Source organism: Aquimarina sp. AD10 (assembly GCF_003443715.1).
Classification (GTDB): domain Bacteria; phylum Bacteroidota; class Bacteroidia; order Flavobacteriales; family Flavobacteriaceae; genus Aquimarina; species Aquimarina aggregata.
In genome coordinates this window covers 1,861,042-1,879,276 of sequence record NZ_CP031965.1, presented here as the reverse complement: position 1 = coordinate 1,879,276, position 18,235 = coordinate 1,861,042, and the positions used below count along the sequence as shown (strand labels likewise).

The 18,235-nt window shown below is 32.0% G+C and carries 14 protein-coding genes; 4 read left to right on the top strand and 10 right to left on the bottom strand.

Annotation, left to right across the window (positions count from 1 at the left end; translation table 11 throughout):
* Window positions 1-51 precede the first annotated feature (51 nt).
* Window positions 52-1,266, bottom strand: coding sequence for a bifunctional alpha/beta hydrolase/OsmC family protein (locus D1816_RS07895; RefSeq protein ID WP_066318352.1), 1,215 nt, complete (start codon window positions 1,264-1,266; stop codon window positions 52-54).
* A gap of 223 nt (window positions 1,267-1,489) precedes the next feature.
* Between D1816_RS07895 and D1816_RS07890 the strand changes: the two genes are divergently transcribed.
* A complete protein-coding gene (locus tag D1816_RS07890) occupies window positions 1,490-2,317 on the top strand; it encodes an alpha/beta hydrolase (RefSeq protein ID WP_118502069.1) in 828 nt (275 codons plus the stop codon).
* A gap of 44 nt (window positions 2,318-2,361) precedes the next feature.
* On the opposite strand, the gene D1816_RS07885 is transcribed toward D1816_RS07890, so the two are convergent.
* From D1816_RS07885 to D1816_RS07865, 5 genes are all read right to left on the bottom strand, one after another.
* A complete protein-coding gene (locus tag D1816_RS07885) occupies window positions 2,362-2,943 on the bottom strand; it encodes a cysteine hydrolase family protein (RefSeq protein WP_118502067.1) in 582 nt (193 codons plus the stop codon).
* Window positions 2,943-3,632 (bottom strand): DUF2490 domain-containing protein, encoded by a 690-nt coding sequence (locus D1816_RS07880; protein ID WP_118502065.1) that lies wholly within the window; start codon window positions 3,630-3,632, stop codon window positions 2,943-2,945. The genes D1816_RS07885 and D1816_RS07880 overlap by 1 nt, the downstream gene beginning before the upstream one ends.
* 212 nt (window positions 3,633-3,844) lie before the next feature.
* Complete coding sequence (locus tag D1816_RS07875) at window positions 3,845-5,788, bottom strand: alpha/beta fold hydrolase (protein WP_066318344.1); 1,944 nt, start codon at window positions 5,786-5,788, stop codon at window positions 3,845-3,847.
* 16 nt (window positions 5,789-5,804) lie between these two features.
* Window positions 5,805-9,014, bottom strand: coding sequence for a hypothetical protein (locus D1816_RS07870; RefSeq protein ID WP_118502063.1), 3,210 nt, complete (start codon window positions 9,012-9,014; stop codon window positions 5,805-5,807).
* Window positions 9,015-9,033: 19 nt separating this feature from the next.
* Entirely contained in the window at window positions 9,034-9,717 is a 684-nt protein-coding gene (locus D1816_RS07865) for an MBL fold metallo-hydrolase (RefSeq protein ID WP_120702403.1), read from the bottom strand.
* 202 nt (window positions 9,718-9,919) lie between these two features.
* On the opposite strand from D1816_RS07865, the gene D1816_RS07860 reads away from it, so the two are divergent.
* Window positions 9,920-10,156 carry a hypothetical protein gene (locus D1816_RS07860; RefSeq protein WP_066318313.1) on the top strand — a complete coding sequence of 79 codons (237 nt, stop codon included), beginning with the start codon at window positions 9,920-9,922 and terminating at the stop codon, window positions 10,154-10,156.
* A gap of 1 nt (window position 10,157) precedes the next feature.
* Here D1816_RS07860 and D1816_RS07855 read toward each other — a convergent pair whose 3' ends face one another.
* Both D1816_RS07855 and D1816_RS07850 read right to left on the bottom strand, forming a co-directional pair.
* Window positions 10,158-10,517, bottom strand: coding sequence for a hypothetical protein (locus D1816_RS07855; protein WP_066318310.1), 360 nt, complete (start codon window positions 10,515-10,517; stop codon window positions 10,158-10,160).
* A gap of 361 nt (window positions 10,518-10,878) precedes the next feature.
* A complete protein-coding gene (locus tag D1816_RS07850) occupies window positions 10,879-12,351 on the bottom strand; it encodes a M28 family peptidase (protein ID WP_118502059.1) in 1,473 nt (490 codons plus the stop codon).
* A 219-nt stretch (window positions 12,352-12,570) separates the two neighbouring features.
* Here D1816_RS07850 and D1816_RS07845 point away from each other — a divergent pair, with 219 nt between their 5' ends.
* Window positions 12,571-13,695 carry a VWA domain-containing protein gene (locus D1816_RS07845; protein WP_066318305.1) on the top strand — a complete coding sequence of 375 codons (1,125 nt, stop codon included), beginning with the start codon at window positions 12,571-12,573 and terminating at the stop codon, window positions 13,693-13,695.
* Window positions 13,696-13,718: 23 nt separating this feature from the next.
* Window positions 13,719-15,182 (top strand): sigma 54-interacting transcriptional regulator, encoded by a 1,464-nt coding sequence (locus D1816_RS07840; RefSeq protein WP_118502057.1) that lies wholly within the window; start codon window positions 13,719-13,721, stop codon window positions 15,180-15,182.
* A gap of 46 nt (window positions 15,183-15,228) precedes the next feature.
* Here D1816_RS07840 and D1816_RS07835 read toward each other — a convergent pair whose 3' ends face one another.
* Both D1816_RS07835 and D1816_RS07830 read right to left on the bottom strand, forming a co-directional pair.
* Window positions 15,229-16,050 carry a DUF1853 family protein gene (locus tag D1816_RS07835; protein WP_118502055.1) on the bottom strand — a complete coding sequence of 274 codons (822 nt, stop codon included), beginning with the start codon at window positions 16,048-16,050 and terminating at the stop codon, window positions 15,229-15,231.
* Entirely contained in the window at window positions 16,051-18,135 is a 2,085-nt protein-coding gene (locus D1816_RS07830; protein ID WP_082832560.1) for a transporter substrate-binding domain-containing protein, read from the bottom strand. It abuts the gene before it with no gap.
* Window positions 18,136-18,235: the final 100 nt, after the last annotated feature.

The following is an 18,235-nucleotide window of genomic DNA, read 5'->3' as shown; positions in this document are numbered from 1 at the left end:
TGTTTATAAGAATATGCAATAATTACATATAAATTAGTATAGTAGTTCTTATTAAGATATTAATTTAGTTATTACTTGTGTTTGGCTGTGTAATGTTTTATGTACTGGACATTTATCCGCAATTTGTAGAATTCTATTAATTTGTTTTTCGTCAAGATCACCTTCAATTTTTATTTCTCTTTCGAATGTGTCAATTTTAGCATTAGGATCTTCACAATTTTCACAATCTGCGGCATGAGATTTACTGTAACTAGTGTGTACCTCTACATTTTGTAAATCCCAACCTTTTCTAGCCATATACATTTTTATAGTCATAGCAGTGCATGCTGATAATCCTGCAGATACTAATTCATAAGGCGATGGACCAAAATCATTACCTCCTATACTTTCGGGTTCATCGGCAATCATGTAATGATTCCCAATTTTCATTTGTGTAGTAAATCCTTCTGTATTATCTAAACTGGCCACTACATGATGCTGACTATTAAGTTTTGAAGTTTCGGGTATATCCATATATCTTGAAGACCAACCTGCAATCACTTTACCCACATAGTTAGAATCTTCTTTTCGCATAAGTAAATGATCTGCACCATCTAAACTCACAAAACTTTTAGGATGTTTGGCAGCATGATAAATCTCCTCGGCATTTTTGATTCCTACCGTAGTGTCCTGAGGAGAATGCATGACCAAAAGAGCCTTGTCTAAGTTTTTAGCAACTTCTGGTAATGATTTCGTATCTAAATCATCAATAAATTGTTTTTTTATAGTAAAATCCCGTCCACTTAAATTAACTACAGCTTTACCAGTGGCTTGAATTTCTTCTAGTCCACTTTTTAATAGATGTTTTACATGTTTTGGATTAGAAGGAGCCCCAACGGTAGCAACTGCTTTTATCGAATCGATTTGTGAAGCGGCAAAAATTGATGCGGCGCCACCCAGTGAGTGACCAACAATCAAAGCGGGAGCCATATATTCTTTGGCTAAAAAATCTGCTGCTGCAACTAAGTCTTCTACATTTCCAGAAAAATTAGTATCTGCAAAGTCTCCTTCGCTTTCTCCCAAACCTGTAAAATCAAATCTAAGGACTCCAAACCCCTGAGCTGTAAGTCCTCTACTAATATTTCGTACTGCGCCTAAGTTTTTATTACAGGTAAAACAATGTGCAAACAATGCAAAATTATGAGGATGTTGATCGGCAGGAAGTTCTAAACGACCTGATAATGTTTGACCTTCGGCGTTCGTAAAAGTGACTTTTGATAAACTCATTGTGTTATTTTTATTTAAGAGTCGAGATTTAAGAAGAATACTTGCTTTAAAGATAATTTTTTACGCTTAAAATAATATGCCAGATACAAACTATTTTTTCACTTTAATTAATTTTCATGATCAATACTGTTTGTATAAATAATACCAAAAATTCTATCTCATTTTTGGTTATAAACAAAAATCAAGATGAAGATTGTTATATTGTATAAAATAAAATCAAATAATGCATACAAAATTTAGCTGGTTACAAGAAGGTAAAAATATCCATGCGCAATCTTGGTGTGTTGATACCCCTGTTGCGATAGTGTGTTTGATACATGGCATGGGAGAACATAGTTCTAGATATATGCATGTAAAAGATTTTTTTAACTTGAATGGTATTAGTATGTATACCTTTGATCATATCGGTCATGGAGTATCTGATGGAAAACGTGGGCACACACCCAATTATAATTTCTTATTAGAAAGTATAGAAAAGATTTTAACCATTGCGATTCGAGAAGATATGGGTCTTCCCATATTTTTGTATGGCCATAGTATGGGGGGAAATGTAGTGGCTAATTATTTAATTAGAAGAACTCCAGAAATTGCAGGTGCTATTCTTTCTGCTCCTTGGTTTACATTGCCTTTTAAACCTCCTACATTTAAAATAACCTTAGCTAAGTTTATGAATATTATTTACCCTTCTTTTAGTGATATTACTAATCTGGATGCCAATGCCATTAGCAGAGATAAAAATGTTGTAGAGGCTTATCAAAAAGATAGTTTGGTCCATAATAAAATAACACCATCGTTTTTTTTATCTTGTTTCGAAGCAGGAAAGTGGGCTGAAGATAGGGGAGAAGCAGTACGTACTCCTACACTAGTGCTGCATGGAACCAAAGATCGCTTAACCAGTTATACTAGTTCTAAAGAATTTGCACTTTCAAATACTCTGATACACTTCAAAAGTTATGAAGGATTATATCATGAATTGCATAATGAACCAGAAAAGAATATTGTATTAAATGATATTTTGGATTTTATACACACAATGATACACAAGAAATAAGTTAATAAGGTTCTTGTGTATCGTAAAATTGTATTTGCGGTGTGTTATGCTAGATTTTCTATAACAGATGCTGTTGATACAATAGTTGCGAATTCATCTTTTAGACTTGCTATTGCTGTATCATGAATTAGTTGTGCACTATAATTTTGACCGTTTGCGCCAATTTTATTAAAAGTGGCGACAGCATCTTCAACTAAAAAGGTTTTAAAACCAAAATTTCCTGCCATTCTAGTTGTTGTAGAAACACAATGATCTGTGGTTAAACCAACGATTACTAAGGTGTCTATTTTTTTAAATTCTAATAACTGTTTAAGTCCAGTACCAATAAAAGCACTATTTACCTCTTTTTCTACAATATGCTCTCCTTTTAAGTCTTCTAGAGGAGCACTGAAATCTTGAAAATCGTTTCCAGGGTGGCTTTTTGCAAGAGGAGAATTGGGCTCAGTAGAACAATGTTTGATATGAAAAACGGGTAGATTGTTCTTTCTCCACAAAGTGAGTAGCTTTTCCATATTCTTCTCAGCATCAGGATTATTACGTTCTCCTCCCCAATACTCAATATCTTCAAATCCTTTTTGTATATCAATTAGCAGTAATGCAGGTCTTTTACTTTTTACAATATCCATTAGTTGTTATCTTTCTTTCTAAAGTCGGTATTATAGAAAACACCTAACTGCAAACGATCAAAATTTATTCCGGTAAAATGATTTTTAAGATATCCTAATTGAATGCTAAAATTAGATTGTACATTATATCCTACTGCACCATATAATCGATTTTGACCAAAAATTGGCTCTTGCAAATTGATAAAAACTTCATCATAAGCATTTAAGAACCATTTATCATTTATAGGATATGTAAGTTGTAAGCGATAGCGAGCTCTATGTTCTGTAAAATCATCATTTTGAGTACTAATAAATCGTTGTTCTAATCGATAGCGATGTTCGAACTTAAATTTTCCGCTTGTATTTTTAAGAATAAATTGTTGAAAAATTCGATGTTCTTTTGCGTTTTCTTCACCAGGAATATCTTCAAAACTACCATCGGTACTAATGTATCCATACCCTAATGTGGCTATAGCTTTGTCTTCGATATGATAATTTAATCCTGTTCTTAATAATAATTGATTAAATGTAGATCCTACCTCATAAAATCTAAATTGAGCCTCAGAATGGATGCTTAATTTTTCTGATACTCTATTGGTACCAAAATACATGTACCAAGCGCCGATTTCATCTTCGCCTGTATTTTGTGCATTTGACATTGTGATGGTAAACAATACGATTAAACCGAAAAGTGTTTTGTTACTATTCATTATTGGGTTACTATTTTAAAATTTAATTTTGTAATATGTATACATCGGATTAAATGTATAAGGAAATTCTGTAGAAAGTCTGGTGATTCTTTTGTTTGTACGTGTTATCGTAATCTTTAAATATCATAATTGGTATTGCTTTTATATTCAAAGTTCATCTCTATACTAGGATAGAGACGAACTAGATTTTTTTTAATTAATTTTACTAAAGTTTATTCAATTTTAGTAGATTCAGTTTTGCCATCATTAATAACCTCGCTTCCATTACCTTTTAGATATTTGTCTAAAAACTTTAATACCCTACCGTAGGCTTCAATTTGGTTTTCTTTTTTTACAAATCCATGGCCTTCATCTTCAAATAAAACATATTCAACAGGAACACCGTTTTTCTTTACTCCGGCTACAATTTCATCAGATTCTACTTTTAATACTCTAGGATCTTTTGCCCCTTGAAGTACAATTAATGGCTTTGTAACTTTTTCGGTATGAAAAAGGGGAGAAATTTTTCTTAGTCGAACAGAATCAGCTGTATTCGGGTTTCCTAATTCAAGGTATAATGCATCTTTAAAGGATGTCCACCATGGTGGGATACTTTTTAATGTCCTGATCCAATTGGTTACTCCAAAAAGATTAACTCCAACATTAAATTCATCAGGAGTATAGGTTAATGCGGCCATGGTCATATATCCACCGTAAGAACCACCAATGATACCTATTTTATTATTGTCAATTATCTCTTGTTGTGCTAACCAGTCTTTACCTGCAACACAATCTTTAAGGTCCTTATCTCCGTGATTAAGATTATCTAAGCCGTAGAAGGTTTTTCCATATCCACTACTACCACGGTTGTTAACTGCTAAGATTGCGTAACCATGATTCACTAAATATTGGATCGTAGAATTAAATCCTTGCCTTGATTGCCCTCCTGGACCACCATGTACCCAAACTAAGGCAGGAACTTTATGATCAGATGTAGCTTGTTTTGGTTTATAATAAATAGCTGGGATTTCTAAGCCATCAAATGATTTAAAACGAACTACTTCAGCACTTACAAGATCATCGGGATTAATATCTTTATTTAGGACATTTGTTAACTGAGAATATTCTTTAGTAGAAAGATCATATGTATATGAATTTGTTGGCGAATTTGAACCCCCAATACTAAGAATAGCCATCGTTTCATCTCTGGAAAATGATGCTTGGCTAATTTCTTTACCGTCAATAGTTGGGAAATCAACAGTTTTCCCAGTCGCAACTTCTTTTGCATTAAAAACAGTTTTAGCATCCTCATTGGTAAATGTAACCTGATATTTTCCTTTTTGTGTAAATCCAAAACCGGAAATATCCCAATCTTTTTCTAATATTTTTTCTTTGCTACCATCTTGAAGATTATATTTCATTAAATATGAAAATTCTGCTCCATCATCCGTTGTATAATAAAATGCCGAGTCATCTGGTGAAAAATCTTGAAAAGAGTTATTACTCAAATTTTCATTAATTTTTATCTTTTCCTTAGAAGTAGTATTAACTAAAAATAAGTCATTATCATTTGTATTTATGGTTTTCCGAAGTATAATGTATTTTTTATCCTCAGACATTCCTGAAAAATCTAATCCATCATTATTTTGATAAACTAACTTTGACTTAAAATTAGTAATGTCCATTTCATAGTGATCCATAAATTTAGAGTCACGTTCATTTGTTCCGTAGTAAAAGCTATTACCATCTTTTGACCAGCCTCTAAACAAAGCTCTAACATTTTTTTCTGGTGTTAGCCGTTGAATACCAGAACTGTCTTTTAGAAAGATTTTAAAGATCTCATCTCCGTTACCATCCATTCTAAATAAAATTCTGTCATCTTTGGGGAAATAGGATATGCCAAAGACAGATGCACTATCGGATTTGGTAAGAGGAAGAAGTTCTCCTCCTTTAGCAGATACAGAATACATATTATATATACCTGATCTATTACTAGTTATTAAGACTTTAGATTTGTCTACTGAAAATCCATTGGTAAAGGCATTTTCGTTATCCATGAATTGCTCTATGGAATATTGCCCAATTTCTATTGGTTTTATAATCGCTTCCTTTTTTTGTTCTTCTTTACAAGAGTGGAGGATTAGTAAACTAACACAAAATATGATAAGTTTTTTCATAAGAAGTATATATTAATTATTCTAAATTAAAATTCTTAGTTTCTTTAAAAGGCGACGTATTTAATTTCTCGATAGCTTCACGATATGTTTTCCAGTCATTGGTAAAGAAGGTATTCGTTTTTTGCAAGGCATCTTGCAGAGCATCTTTGGCTTGTTGCATTAGTGTTTTTTCTGTATCAGTTATTCCTGTTTTACGACTGCTTACATATTGATTTGCTTTTCCAAGACGTTGCATTATGGTAACTTCTGGATTACGTGTAATCCCTTGACGTTTATCAATCTTACCAATATAAAAAGCCATTACACTATCAATTTTCTTAGAAATACCTTTAGATGATTTGATCTGCTCCTTAAACTTCTTTTTATCTAATTTTTGAAGCTCTTTTTTATATTTCGTAGCGACCTCTTTACTTTGTGCTAACTGTTTTACAGCGTCAGATGCAGTTTGCATCATTTTTTCTAGTTTCTTAGAAGCTGCGTATACCTCATTTATGTTTTGCGTGGATACTTGTAACCTAGGATCTGATTGTACCTTTATAGAAGTCTCAGATGTTTGATCGCCATATTCCATGACTAATTTATAGTTTCCAGGTTTTACCAAAACTCCATTAGGTTCTTTATCCTGTTTTATAACTTTTCTAGAAGGTCGATCTACTCCCTTTTCATCCATAAACCATGTAATTTTATGAAATCCAGTAGAGTCAGGAGTTTTTTGCTTGAGTGTTCTAATTAATCGATCACCGTCATATACTTTTAAGCGAATAGAGTCCCATTTTACTTTTGTCTCTTCTTTTTCGTCTGTATTCACATCTTCATCCTCTTTTTCTTCTTCCTTGTCACTATCTTCTTTTTTCTTTTTCTCCACTTGTAGATAGTAGGAGATAAGTGCACCATAATCACGATTATCACCATTATAAATGGCATCTGCACCAAAACGACTACCAGTAGGTTGCTGATAAGCAGCTTGATATGCAATTGGTGGTTCAAAAAGTTGTAATTTTTGCTTTAAAATAGAGGTGTTTTTTGCTAACGCTCGTAAAGGTCTAATATCATCTAGTACCCAGGCTGCTCTACCAAATGTACCAATTACTAAATCATGTTCTCTGGGTTGAATCACTAAATCTTTAACAGAAACTGTAGGAAATCCTTTGGTCCATTTAACCCAATTATTACCTGCATTTAAAGAAATATACAATCCATCATCAGTTCCTAGAAATAAAAGGTTTTTTTCTATTGGATCTTCAACAATACTTAGCGTATAACTTTTTACATCATTTTGATCTACGATACGTACCCAAGTCTTACCATAATCTTTAGTGCGATATGCATAAGGCGTATAATTAAATCTTCTATAATCATTTGCAACAAGTAGAGCTTCACCTTTATTTTTGTTAGATGCTTTGATTTGAACAATCCAGCTACCTTTAGGTAAACCTTTAATATTAGCAGAAACATCTGTCCAGTTGGTACCACCATTTTGTGTAACGTGCACTCGACCATCATCTGTAGCTGCCCAAAGCATATTTTGTTCTAAAGTAGAAGGTTCTATTACTAAAACTGTGCAATGATTTTCTGCGCCAGTAGCATCCATTGTTAATCCGCCACTTTCAGACTGTTTTAATTTTTCGGGATTATTGGTAGATAAATCTCCAGAAATTACTTTCCATGTTAATCCTTTATCGGTGCTTTTATGTACAAACTGACTTCCGAAATATAAGGTACTGCTATCAAAGGGATCAATATTAATGGCCGCGTTCCAGTTAAAACGAAGTTTTACTTTGGGATCAGGGTGAGTTGGGCGAACTGTATAATTATTACCTGTCATCCAATCGTATCTACTTACAAATCCTTGCTGACTCATAGACCAGCCGTAACGTGAATCTTCTTTATCAGGGACAACATCAAAACCGTCTCCAAAAGAAATTTCTTGCCAATATGAATTTCTAATCCCTTGTGCTTTCCAAACATAAGCAGGACCTCTCCAGCTACCATTATCTTGCATTCCCCCATACACGTTGTAAGGGAATTCGTTGTCTACATTAATATGATAAAATTGAGCAACAGGTAGGTTACCAATAAATCGCCATGTTTTACCACCATCACGTGTAATATTTAAACCACCATCATTACCATCTATCATATAATTACCATCGTTAGGGTGGATCCACCATGCATGATGATCTGGATGAACACCATTATCCACTCCATATGCAGGCATTAATTGCGAAAAATTCTTACCTCCGTCTTCAGAAACGTTTACATATGTAAAAACAGAATAGACTCTGTTTTCATTTTGAGGATCTACAAAAATATCTGAATAATAAAAAGGTCGATTACCGATATCATTTTTATCATTAACTTTTTTCCATTTAAAACCACCATCTATCGACTTGTATAAGGCATTCTTTTTTGCTTCGATTAGCGCATAAATAATATTAGGTTTATTAGGAGCTATTGCTAATCCAATACGTCCAAGGTTTCCTTTCGGGAGCCCATCTAAATCAGTTCTTTTTTTCCAAGTTTTTCCGCCGTCATGAGTAATGTGTAGCCCGGATCCTTTTCCTCCTGATTTAAAAAACCAAGGATCTCTTTTATGTTCCCACATGGCCACAATTAATTTATTAGGATTCTTTGGATCAATCACAAGATCTGCGGCTCCAGTTTTATTATTAACGAAAAGAATTTTTGACCATGTATCACCACCATCTGTAGTTTTAAAAACGCCTCTTTCTGGATGTTCTCCCCAAGGCGATCCAATAGCGGCAACATAAACAATATTTGGGTTAGTTGGATCAATAATCACTTTGTGAATATGACGTGTTTTTTCTAATCCCATAAGTTTCCAGTTTTTACCACCGTCTAAGGATTTGTATACACCATATCCACCATTTAAACTATTACGAGGATTTCCTTCTCCTGTGCCAACCCATATAACAGATGGATTTGATTGTTGAACTGCAACTGCACCAATAGAAGCTGTGGCTTGATTATCAAAAATGGGATTCCATTTTATTCCTCCCGAAGTTGATTTCCACAATCCTCCAGAGGCTGTTCCTGCATAGATTGTATTTGGATCAGAAGTTACTACATCTATCGAGGTTACACGCCCACTCATACCTCCCGGCCCTATATTACGTGGTGTATTATCCTTGATAAGATCCATAGAGAATTCTTGTGAAACCCCTATGGCTGTTGTGAGTAGTAGTAACAATAATATTTTTTTCATTTTTTTGGATGTGTGTTAATTATAGTTGTATCTGTTGTTTGAGTTTTGTGAAAAAATGCACATGGGGATATGTGTTTTTTAATTTTGAAAGCTCTTCTTTTTTTATTTGTGGTGAAATATGAGTAGCAATAATATGTTTTGTATTTATGTTTTCTTTTATCAATGAAGTCGCATTGTCAGATAAAAGCATCCAATACGGTAAAATGGCTATATCAATGGCTTCTTCGGATAATTTTAATTGATCAAATAGATTAATTTCTTGTAGCCAATCAGTATCCCCTACATGTAGTATCTTTTTATTACTAATCTCAATTATGAATCCTACATTCTCTACAGCACTATGTCGTTTTCCTACATGATCGACTTTAAATCCCGTAATAGTTGCTTTTTTTATAGGTTTTACTTGTTTGTTATAATCGTTTGTTGCTATCGTATGGATTTGATTACTATTTGATGAAAAATGCTTTGTTATTTGGTTCGCTCCGAAGACATGAGTTTCCTTATTTTTTTTAAGATATTCTTTTGCCAATTCAACACTAAAATGATCCCCATGATAATGTGTAAATAAAATAACATCGGGTTGTAATTGTGTATTAATTTCATTGACTAGCTTAGCAGTTGGAAATAAATAATCATCACCATATCTAGTGTGTAAACCATCTATAAGAACTGAAGATTGTTTATCCGTAATATACACCCCCATGTTACCTGTGTATGTAATAGAGATATTTTCTTGAGCACGACTAAAAAAACATGAAAAAATAGTGGCGAAAAGAAGAAAAAATTTTGGCACCTTTGGATGATTGATAATGAAGAGTCTAAAATAAATAAAATGACAACGATAAAGTCTTAAAGTGGTGTTAAGTTAAAATTTGAGATTTTTAAAGATCTAAAAAACGATTAAAATGAAATTTATAGAGTTAACATTAAAAAGTCATACCATAGTTCATGGTTTTGATGCCCGTAATCAAGAAATAGTTGAAGAGGTAAAGGTCGAAAAAGCTTCTAGAAAACTTGTAGCCATAGAAAGGGTTCTATCTGTAAGTGAAAATTATATTTTAATTAAATACGCATATGATAGAGTAATCTATTGGGAGTATGAAGAAGATTTTGAAACAGTTAAGAATTTACTTTCATCTTAATTCAAGGTTTCATAATTTTAGTATTCTTATTATCTCTTGCCGAAATAAGCTTAAAGTCTTTATCAACTTTTACAATAATCTTTTTACCTGTATGAAGATTTACAAGTTTCCATCTAAAACCGTATGAAGTTTCAAATATAGCAGACCTTGCTGTTTTTTTTAAGTCTAAACTTTCGAAGTTTTCGGTTATTTCATTAGCTAATACATCGAGACCTCTTTGTTTGACTTCGTCTGCTGAGAGTTTACGATCACGAGGATTTTGAGAATATTCTTCTGAATTTGATTTTAAAGAATGACTAGTATTGTTAGGATATAGCCAACATGAAGAAATCACGAATACTATAAATATGTAATTTTTCATAATCTTATGATTTAATGAATTACATATCGTCACCTACACAGTATGCAATTACATGGGGTTACTACTTATTGTCATATGTATTTGTTATGTTGCTTTAACAATTATCTTAATTCTAGGGTAATATAAAATTAATGTATAAAATGCCCTATTTATAATATTGTTTTGTTAAAAAAGGAATATGTTTTCTTAAATTTTATGTTTTTAGATGGTTTTTGCTTCAAAAGATGAGAATTAATCAATAGTTATCTAAGAACATAGTATTTGATTTTATAAAAAAAATAAAGTTCTAAAATTATAAAAACAGGCTTGGAAATTACTTTCAAGCCTGTTTTCTATAAACTCATCTGAATAATCGGATTGATTATTTTTTATAAAGCTTGACGCCAGCTTCATAATACTTATCGCCTTTTACCCAAAATGGAGTAGTGGGGTTATTGGCGATATTTCGACATGCTAGAACATAAGATTGAAAAAACTTATATAAATAATCATAATCTAGTGTGTCAGGGTTATCTGTTACCTGATGATAATATTTGGTAATTTGTTCGTCAAAAGCTGTAAATCCCATACTAAATGTTGGAGCTGGTATCCCTTTAGCAGCAAAATTTACATTATCAGATCTATCAAACAAACCTTGTTCTGGTGCTGGATCATCAATAGCTTTTAATCCAAATTTAAGAGCGGCAGTTTCAATATCTTTTTGTGCCGTTGTTCTACTAAGTCCTACTATGGTTGCTAATTTAGTATCATTATACCCTCCATTATCACTGTTAAAACAATACACCATTTGATTTAATGGTAGAACAGGATGTTCAACATACCACTTACTACCAAGTAAGCCTTTTTCTTCTCCTGTAAATAGTATAAAAAGTGCAGATCTTTTAGTCGGATATTTAGCAATGTTCTCTGCTGCAGAAAGCACAGTGACAGTTCCTACTGCATTATCACGTGCTCCATTATAAATAGAGTCATTGTCAACAGCTTTTCCTATACCTACATGATCATAATGCGCAGAATAAATAATATATTCATTCTTAAGTTTAGGATCTGTACCTTGTACAACACCAACTACGTTTTGAGAAGTTACTTTACTTTGTTTGACCCCTTCGATAGTAAGTGCGATATCAATTTCATTTTTATCCGTAAAAAGTTTGCTGATTTCTTCTTTTTGATCATTGACCCAAGCATAAGAGAACTGATCTAATTTACTATTGTTACTACCCACAGTTTCCATTTTATCTCCGTTAAGAGAATGAGAAATTCGTTCCCAAATGTTGTCATTAATATTAGAGATTTCTATAAAACCAATAGCTCCGTTTTTTTCGGCGAGCTCTCTTTTTTCTTTTATTTTAGAAAAAGCAAATCTCATGTCATTATTATCCTTAGTACCTACATAAGAGATAACGTATTTTCCTTTTACATTAGTTTTTTTATAATCTTCAGGAGTGCCATAGTTTACAAAAACAGCTTTACCCTTAAAATTTGCATTTGTTTTTGTAATAGGAATAATCTTTTTTATTTCAGTAGTATTAGACTTAAATATAGTTGTAGTAGCACTTGATGTTTTTAGTAATGCGACATTCTGAATATAACTTTTTGTATCGGGAATGGGATTAACTCCGTAGCTTCTAAGCATATTTGCTAGATATTGTGCGGCAATTTTATTTTCTGAAGATCCCGTTTGTCTTCCTTTTAGCTCATCAGAAGCTAAGAAGTAGATATGCCCTTTTATTTCGGATTTAGAAACAGTAGATGCCACTTTTTCTGCATCATCTTGAGCCAAGGTTAAGATTGAAAAAAGAGTGAATACTATTGGTAAGAAATATTTTTTCATAGGATTGATGTGATAAATGAGTGATGAATATGTATACGTATTAAGATGTTTTATCTGCCTCTTAGGCTTTCCCAAAGATAACAATTGTTAGTTATTTTTATTTTTAAACGTACTGGTAAGATATTTTTCTATAAAAGTTCTGTAAAACAAATGTTAATTCTGATTTCTTATCGGGTTGATATGCCCTCTTCTTATATAAAAATGTACTAACTTTAACTTATGAAAAAGAAAAATTTTAAAAAGGGTTTCTCTTTTAAAATCTACGAAGCCCCTGAACAATCTCCTTTTGATAAACTTTTTGATATTTTTCAAGAGATCATCACTCATACTTCTGGAGATTTGGATGAAGCACTTGATTGGATGAAAGAGTTGGATAAAGAATATCAGTTAACAGACGATGAATATACTTTGGATGATTTTGTCGAAGACTTAAAAAAGAAGGGGTATATTCGAGAAGAGATTAAACCTGATGGAAAAGGAGGGATGTCAATTACTGCTAAAACCGAGCAAGCAATTCGTAAAAGAGCATTAGATCAAATTTTTGGTAAACTAAAGCGAAGTGGATCGGGTAATCATCGAACGAACTATATTGGTAGGGGAGACGAACACTCTGGTGAGTTTCGTAATTACCAATATGGCGATTCTCTAGAACGAATCTCGATGACAGAAAGTCTTAAAAATGCACAAATTAATCATGGTATTGGGGACCTAAACCTTACAGAAGATGACCTTGTTGTAGAAGAAACTCAGTTCAAAGCTCAAATGAGTACGGTGTTAATGATAGATATTAGTCATAGCATGATTTTGTATGGTGAAGACCGAATCACTCCTGCCAAAAAAGTAGCGATGGCACTTGCAGAGCTTATTACAACGCGATACCCCAAAGATACTCTAGATATCTTGGTGTTTGGAAACGACGCCTGGCCAATTGCAATCAAGGATTTACCTTATTTGCAAGTAGGCCCTTATCATACTAATACTGTTGCTGGTTTACAGTTGGCAATGGATATGTTACGCAGAAAACGTAATACAAACAAGCAAATTTTTATGATTACAGACGGTAAACCTAGTTGTTTAAAAATGCCGGATGGTCAATATTATAAAAATAGTAATGGTTTAGACAGACATATTGTAAATAAATGTTATATGATGGCTCAACAAGCAAGAAAGTTACATATACCAATCACTACATTTATGATCGCTCAAGACTCTTATTTAATGCAGTTTGTAAGAGAATTTACCTATGCAAATCAAGGAAAAGCATTTTATACCGGGTTAAAAGGTTTAGGAGAGATGATCTTTGAAGATTACGAAACCAATAGAAAAAAGAGAATTAAAGGATAAAAAGAAAAGAGAATAAAAATTATATGAAGATTCAAAATATAAAAACCTTAGGTGAACTAAAAGAGACAGGTTACAAAGGAAAGTCTATAAAAGATGAGCTCAGGGATAATTTAAGAACTAAGATTAGTAAAAAAGAAGATACTTTTACAGGTATACATGGATACGAAAACACTGTTATTCCTGAACTTGAAAGAGCGATTCTTTCTAGGCATAATATTAATTTATTGGGATTAAGAGGGCAAGCCAAAACACGGTTGGCAAGGCAAATGATTAATCTCTTAGATGAATGGATTCCTATTGTAGATGGATCTGAAATTAATGATGATCCTTTTAATCCTATTTCTAGATATGCTACAAATTTAATAGAAGATAAAGGAGATGATACACCTATAAGTTGGTTACATAGGTCAGAACGTTTTTCTGAAAAATTAGCAACTCCAGATGTTACCGTAGCGGATATTATTGGAGATGTTGATCCTATTAAAGCAGCTAATTTAAAGTTAAGTTATGCCGATGATCGTGTTATTCATTTTGGAATGATTCCTAGAGCAAATCGTAGTATTTTTGTGATTAATGAATTACCAGATTTACAAGCTCGTATACAAGTAGCTTTGTTTAATATTTTACAAGAAGGGGATATTCAAATTAGAGGATTTAAACTACGATTACCCTTAGATATACAATTTGTTTTTACTGCAAATCCAGAAGATTATACAAACAGAGGAAGCATCGTTACTCCTCTAAAAGATAGGATTGGTTCTCAAATTCTAACCCATTATCCAGAGACTATCGCTATAGCAAAGACAATTACGCAACAAGAAGCTAAATTAGATACTAGACAAAGTGATTTGGTATATGTTCCTGAACTAGCTAAAGATCTTTTAGAACAAATTAGTTTTGAAGCCCGCGATAGTGAGTTTATAGACCATAAAAGTGGTATTAGTGCTAGAATGAGTATTACCGCTTATGAAAACCTTTTAAGTACTGCAGAACATCGAGCGTTGATATCTGGAGATGATACTACTACACTAAGATTAAGTGATTTTACGGGTATTATTCCAGCTGTAACAGGTAAAGTAGAACTGGTTTATGAAGGAGAACAAGAAGGAGCTTCTTCTGTAGCACATTCTCTAATTGCAAATGCTATTAAAACTTTATTTCCTGACTATTTTCCTGCGATAGAAAAATTAGAAAAAGAAGACTATAAAAGCCCGTACGAAACATTATTAAGCTGGTTTTTTGAACAAAGTGGATTTGAATTGTTAGATGATGTTTCTGATCAGGAATATACCTCAAAACTAGATGCGATTTCTCCGCTTACAGATTTGATAAAAGAGTATCAAGCCGATTTGAATGATGAGGATAGTTATTTTATGAAAGAATTCTTGTTATGGGGATTGGTAGAATACAAAAAATTGAGCAAGTATAGATTATCCGAAGGTTTTAGGTTTAATGATCTATACGGAAGTTATATTAGCGGATTGTAAAAGAGAAGTTGGTTTTTGTTAATTTGAAATTAATCGAAATAATAAATTACCACCAAACAATAAAAAAACGTTGATAAGAATCTTCATTACTTTTCATCCAAAGTAATGGAGATTTTTTTTGTAAAAGTGAAGGTTTAACTTGTTCTAGAATGCTAGCAAAAGAAAACCAAATGCTATTAGTATCGGGGGATGTTACCCAATCTCTTTTTTTAGGGATATAAAACTGATTTGTTAAGTAACCTTTGGCAGTAAAATCTTCAAATTTTATCCAATACCCAATAATACATTTAGGATTAATATGCGGTAATTTTTTCCCAATATGTGATATAGGAACAAAAAGATTAGCCATATAACATACTTTTTGATCGATATCTTGAGATTTTAAATTTAAAGAATCTAGTAGGGACAAAGTTTCTTGTCGATAAAGTAAAGGTAATTGCTTGTTTTTTAATTTTTTAATCTTCTGGGATAAAGAGTCTTTACGATTTGGACCAATCCATCGATCAATTTCAGTAGTAATACTAGGATCGTAGATATAAAATTTATAAACTAATTCAATATGTAAAATTTTTGAATTTTGGAGATCTCTAATCATAAAATCAATCTCACCAATTGTAATTTTATCGTTAAATATTTGATTGTTTTTAGTAATAATTTGATAGTCTTTAGTATTGTCAATAGTATAAGCAAAAAACTGTTCGATACACTTTCCTAAAACTTCATTTTCTGAAATTGAAAAAGGTAAAGTGTCTGGAATTACAGCAGGAGTATTTAGTGCTTCAAAATCAAATTGAATTACATCAGAAAAACGGCCTTGCCATAATGAACTGCTATTTAAAAAACCTAAATACTGATTTTTTATAGACATTTAGGAGTGTATTGATTTTTTTAAACCAGAAAAATATTTACTGATAATTGGACCAAGGAGTTTTCTGTCTACAGGTTTAGATACAAAATCATCACAACCAGCATCAAGGGCTTTTTGGATATCTTCTTCTGTAGAATAAGCAGTTTGTGCTACAATGGGGAGTTCGGGTCTGATTTTTTTGATTTTTCGTGTAGCCGTATATCCATCCATTATAGGCATTCTGATATCCATAAGTACTAAATCAATGTGTGTATTGTTTTCACAAATATTTAATGCCTCTTTTCCATTTTCAGCTCTATGAATCACAAATTTATAACCTTTCATTTTTAATAATAAAGTCTTAAGAAATAGAAAGTTTACTTCTCCATCTTCGACAATTAAAATAACTTGTTTAATAGGAGTATTTGTTGAAATATCATTAATTTCTTTTAAAGACGGATCAACTTTATTTGGATCTACGATAGGATGATAAGGAATCGTTAATATAAAAGTAGATCCTTTTTTTGGAGTTGATGTGAAAGAAATATTTCCATTAAGTAATTTGGCATTTTTTAAAGCAATGGATAAGCCTAATCCAAGTCCGTCATAACTCTTTGTGACTTCTTTTTCGGATTGAGAAAAATTTCTAAAAATTAATTCTTGGTCCTCTGGTTTAATACCTATTCCAGTGTCTATTACTTGTATAAGGATATTTCCATTATCGATTTTACAAGAAATTTCAATACTACCTTTGTTTGTGAATTTAATAGCATTATCAATTAAATTGTAGAGTATTTTGTTAAGTTTTAATTTATCTGTTAAGATAATAGCTTGCTCATCTTGTATGGCGTTATTAAGGTAAATGGCTATTTTTTTTAGAATAGCTTTACTTTGAAAATCAGAAAATAGTAGTCTAAGTATATCGTTTAAATTGGTTTCTTCAAAACGGGCCTCTACCTGATTGGTTTCTAATTTTGAAATTTCAATAATATCATCGATGATATTAATAAGTTGATTGCTACTATCAATGATAATTTTTGAATATTCTTTTTGTTTTGGAACTGTTATTTGTGGATCATTAAGTAATTCAGAAAAACCAATAATCCCATTCATAGGAGTCCGTACTTCGTGAGAGATATTATGTATAAATGCAGTTTTTAGCTTATTACTTTCTTCTGCACGTTCTTTAGCAACCTTTAACTCCTTAGTTTTTTCTCGAATTAAGTACTTTAAATATCTATTAAGTAATAGAATAATAATAAGCGAGATTAAAATAATACCTGAAAGACCAATCCAAAAACTTGGTTTTTTGTAGAAAGGAACTATTGCATTGTATAGCCAATTGTCAAAAATAACCTGTTTTTCAGAATCTTTTATTGTTTTGATTGTTTTGGATATAATTTGATTAAGCTCTACATTCTGTTTTTGTACAGCTAGGCTAGGAGTATAACTGTACGGAGTCTCAAGAACGATATTAAGGTTTTCTAAGTTTTCTGTTTTTATAAGATAGTTAGCTACTGCTTTAGGCCCGATATAGGCATCATATGTTCCTCTATTAACTTCTTTTAAACATGCTATATCATCTACTTCTGTTGCAATATTCAATTTTTTTTCTTGCTCTTTAAGCATTTCATGTATCCCGTAATCTTTCGGAACCACTACTGTTTTGTTATGAAAATCACTAAGTTTAGAGTTCTGGAAAGAATTATCTTTTGTAATCAAGACAAAATTGGACTTGAAAAGTTGAGAATAGAAATTTAAATAATTATCACGTTTTTCTGTCTGTTGTATTTCTAAGATGATATCTATCTTATTATTTTCTGCATCTTTTAATAATTGTTCCCAGTTGTTGTATAATTTCCGTTCGAATTTATGCCCCATCTTATCTTCGATCAATGATAGATAATCTGTAAGAATACCATCTATTTTTTCGTTTTCGTTTATAAATTGATACGGTGCATAGTACGGAAAGAAAGCTACAGAAATACTATCATTATCTCGGAGCCATTTTTTATCAGCCTCACTAAGAGTTTGAGACTTGGAGCAGGAAAAAAGACCTAATAGCACAAGAGCTAAAAGAAAAACTTGTTGTATGTGTTTTGGCATAACTTATACTAATTATCCCTTACTTTTTTTACTCCCTTAAATTAAAGATACTATTTAATAGCAACACTTTCAAGAAAAGTGTTAAGATATTTATAAAATA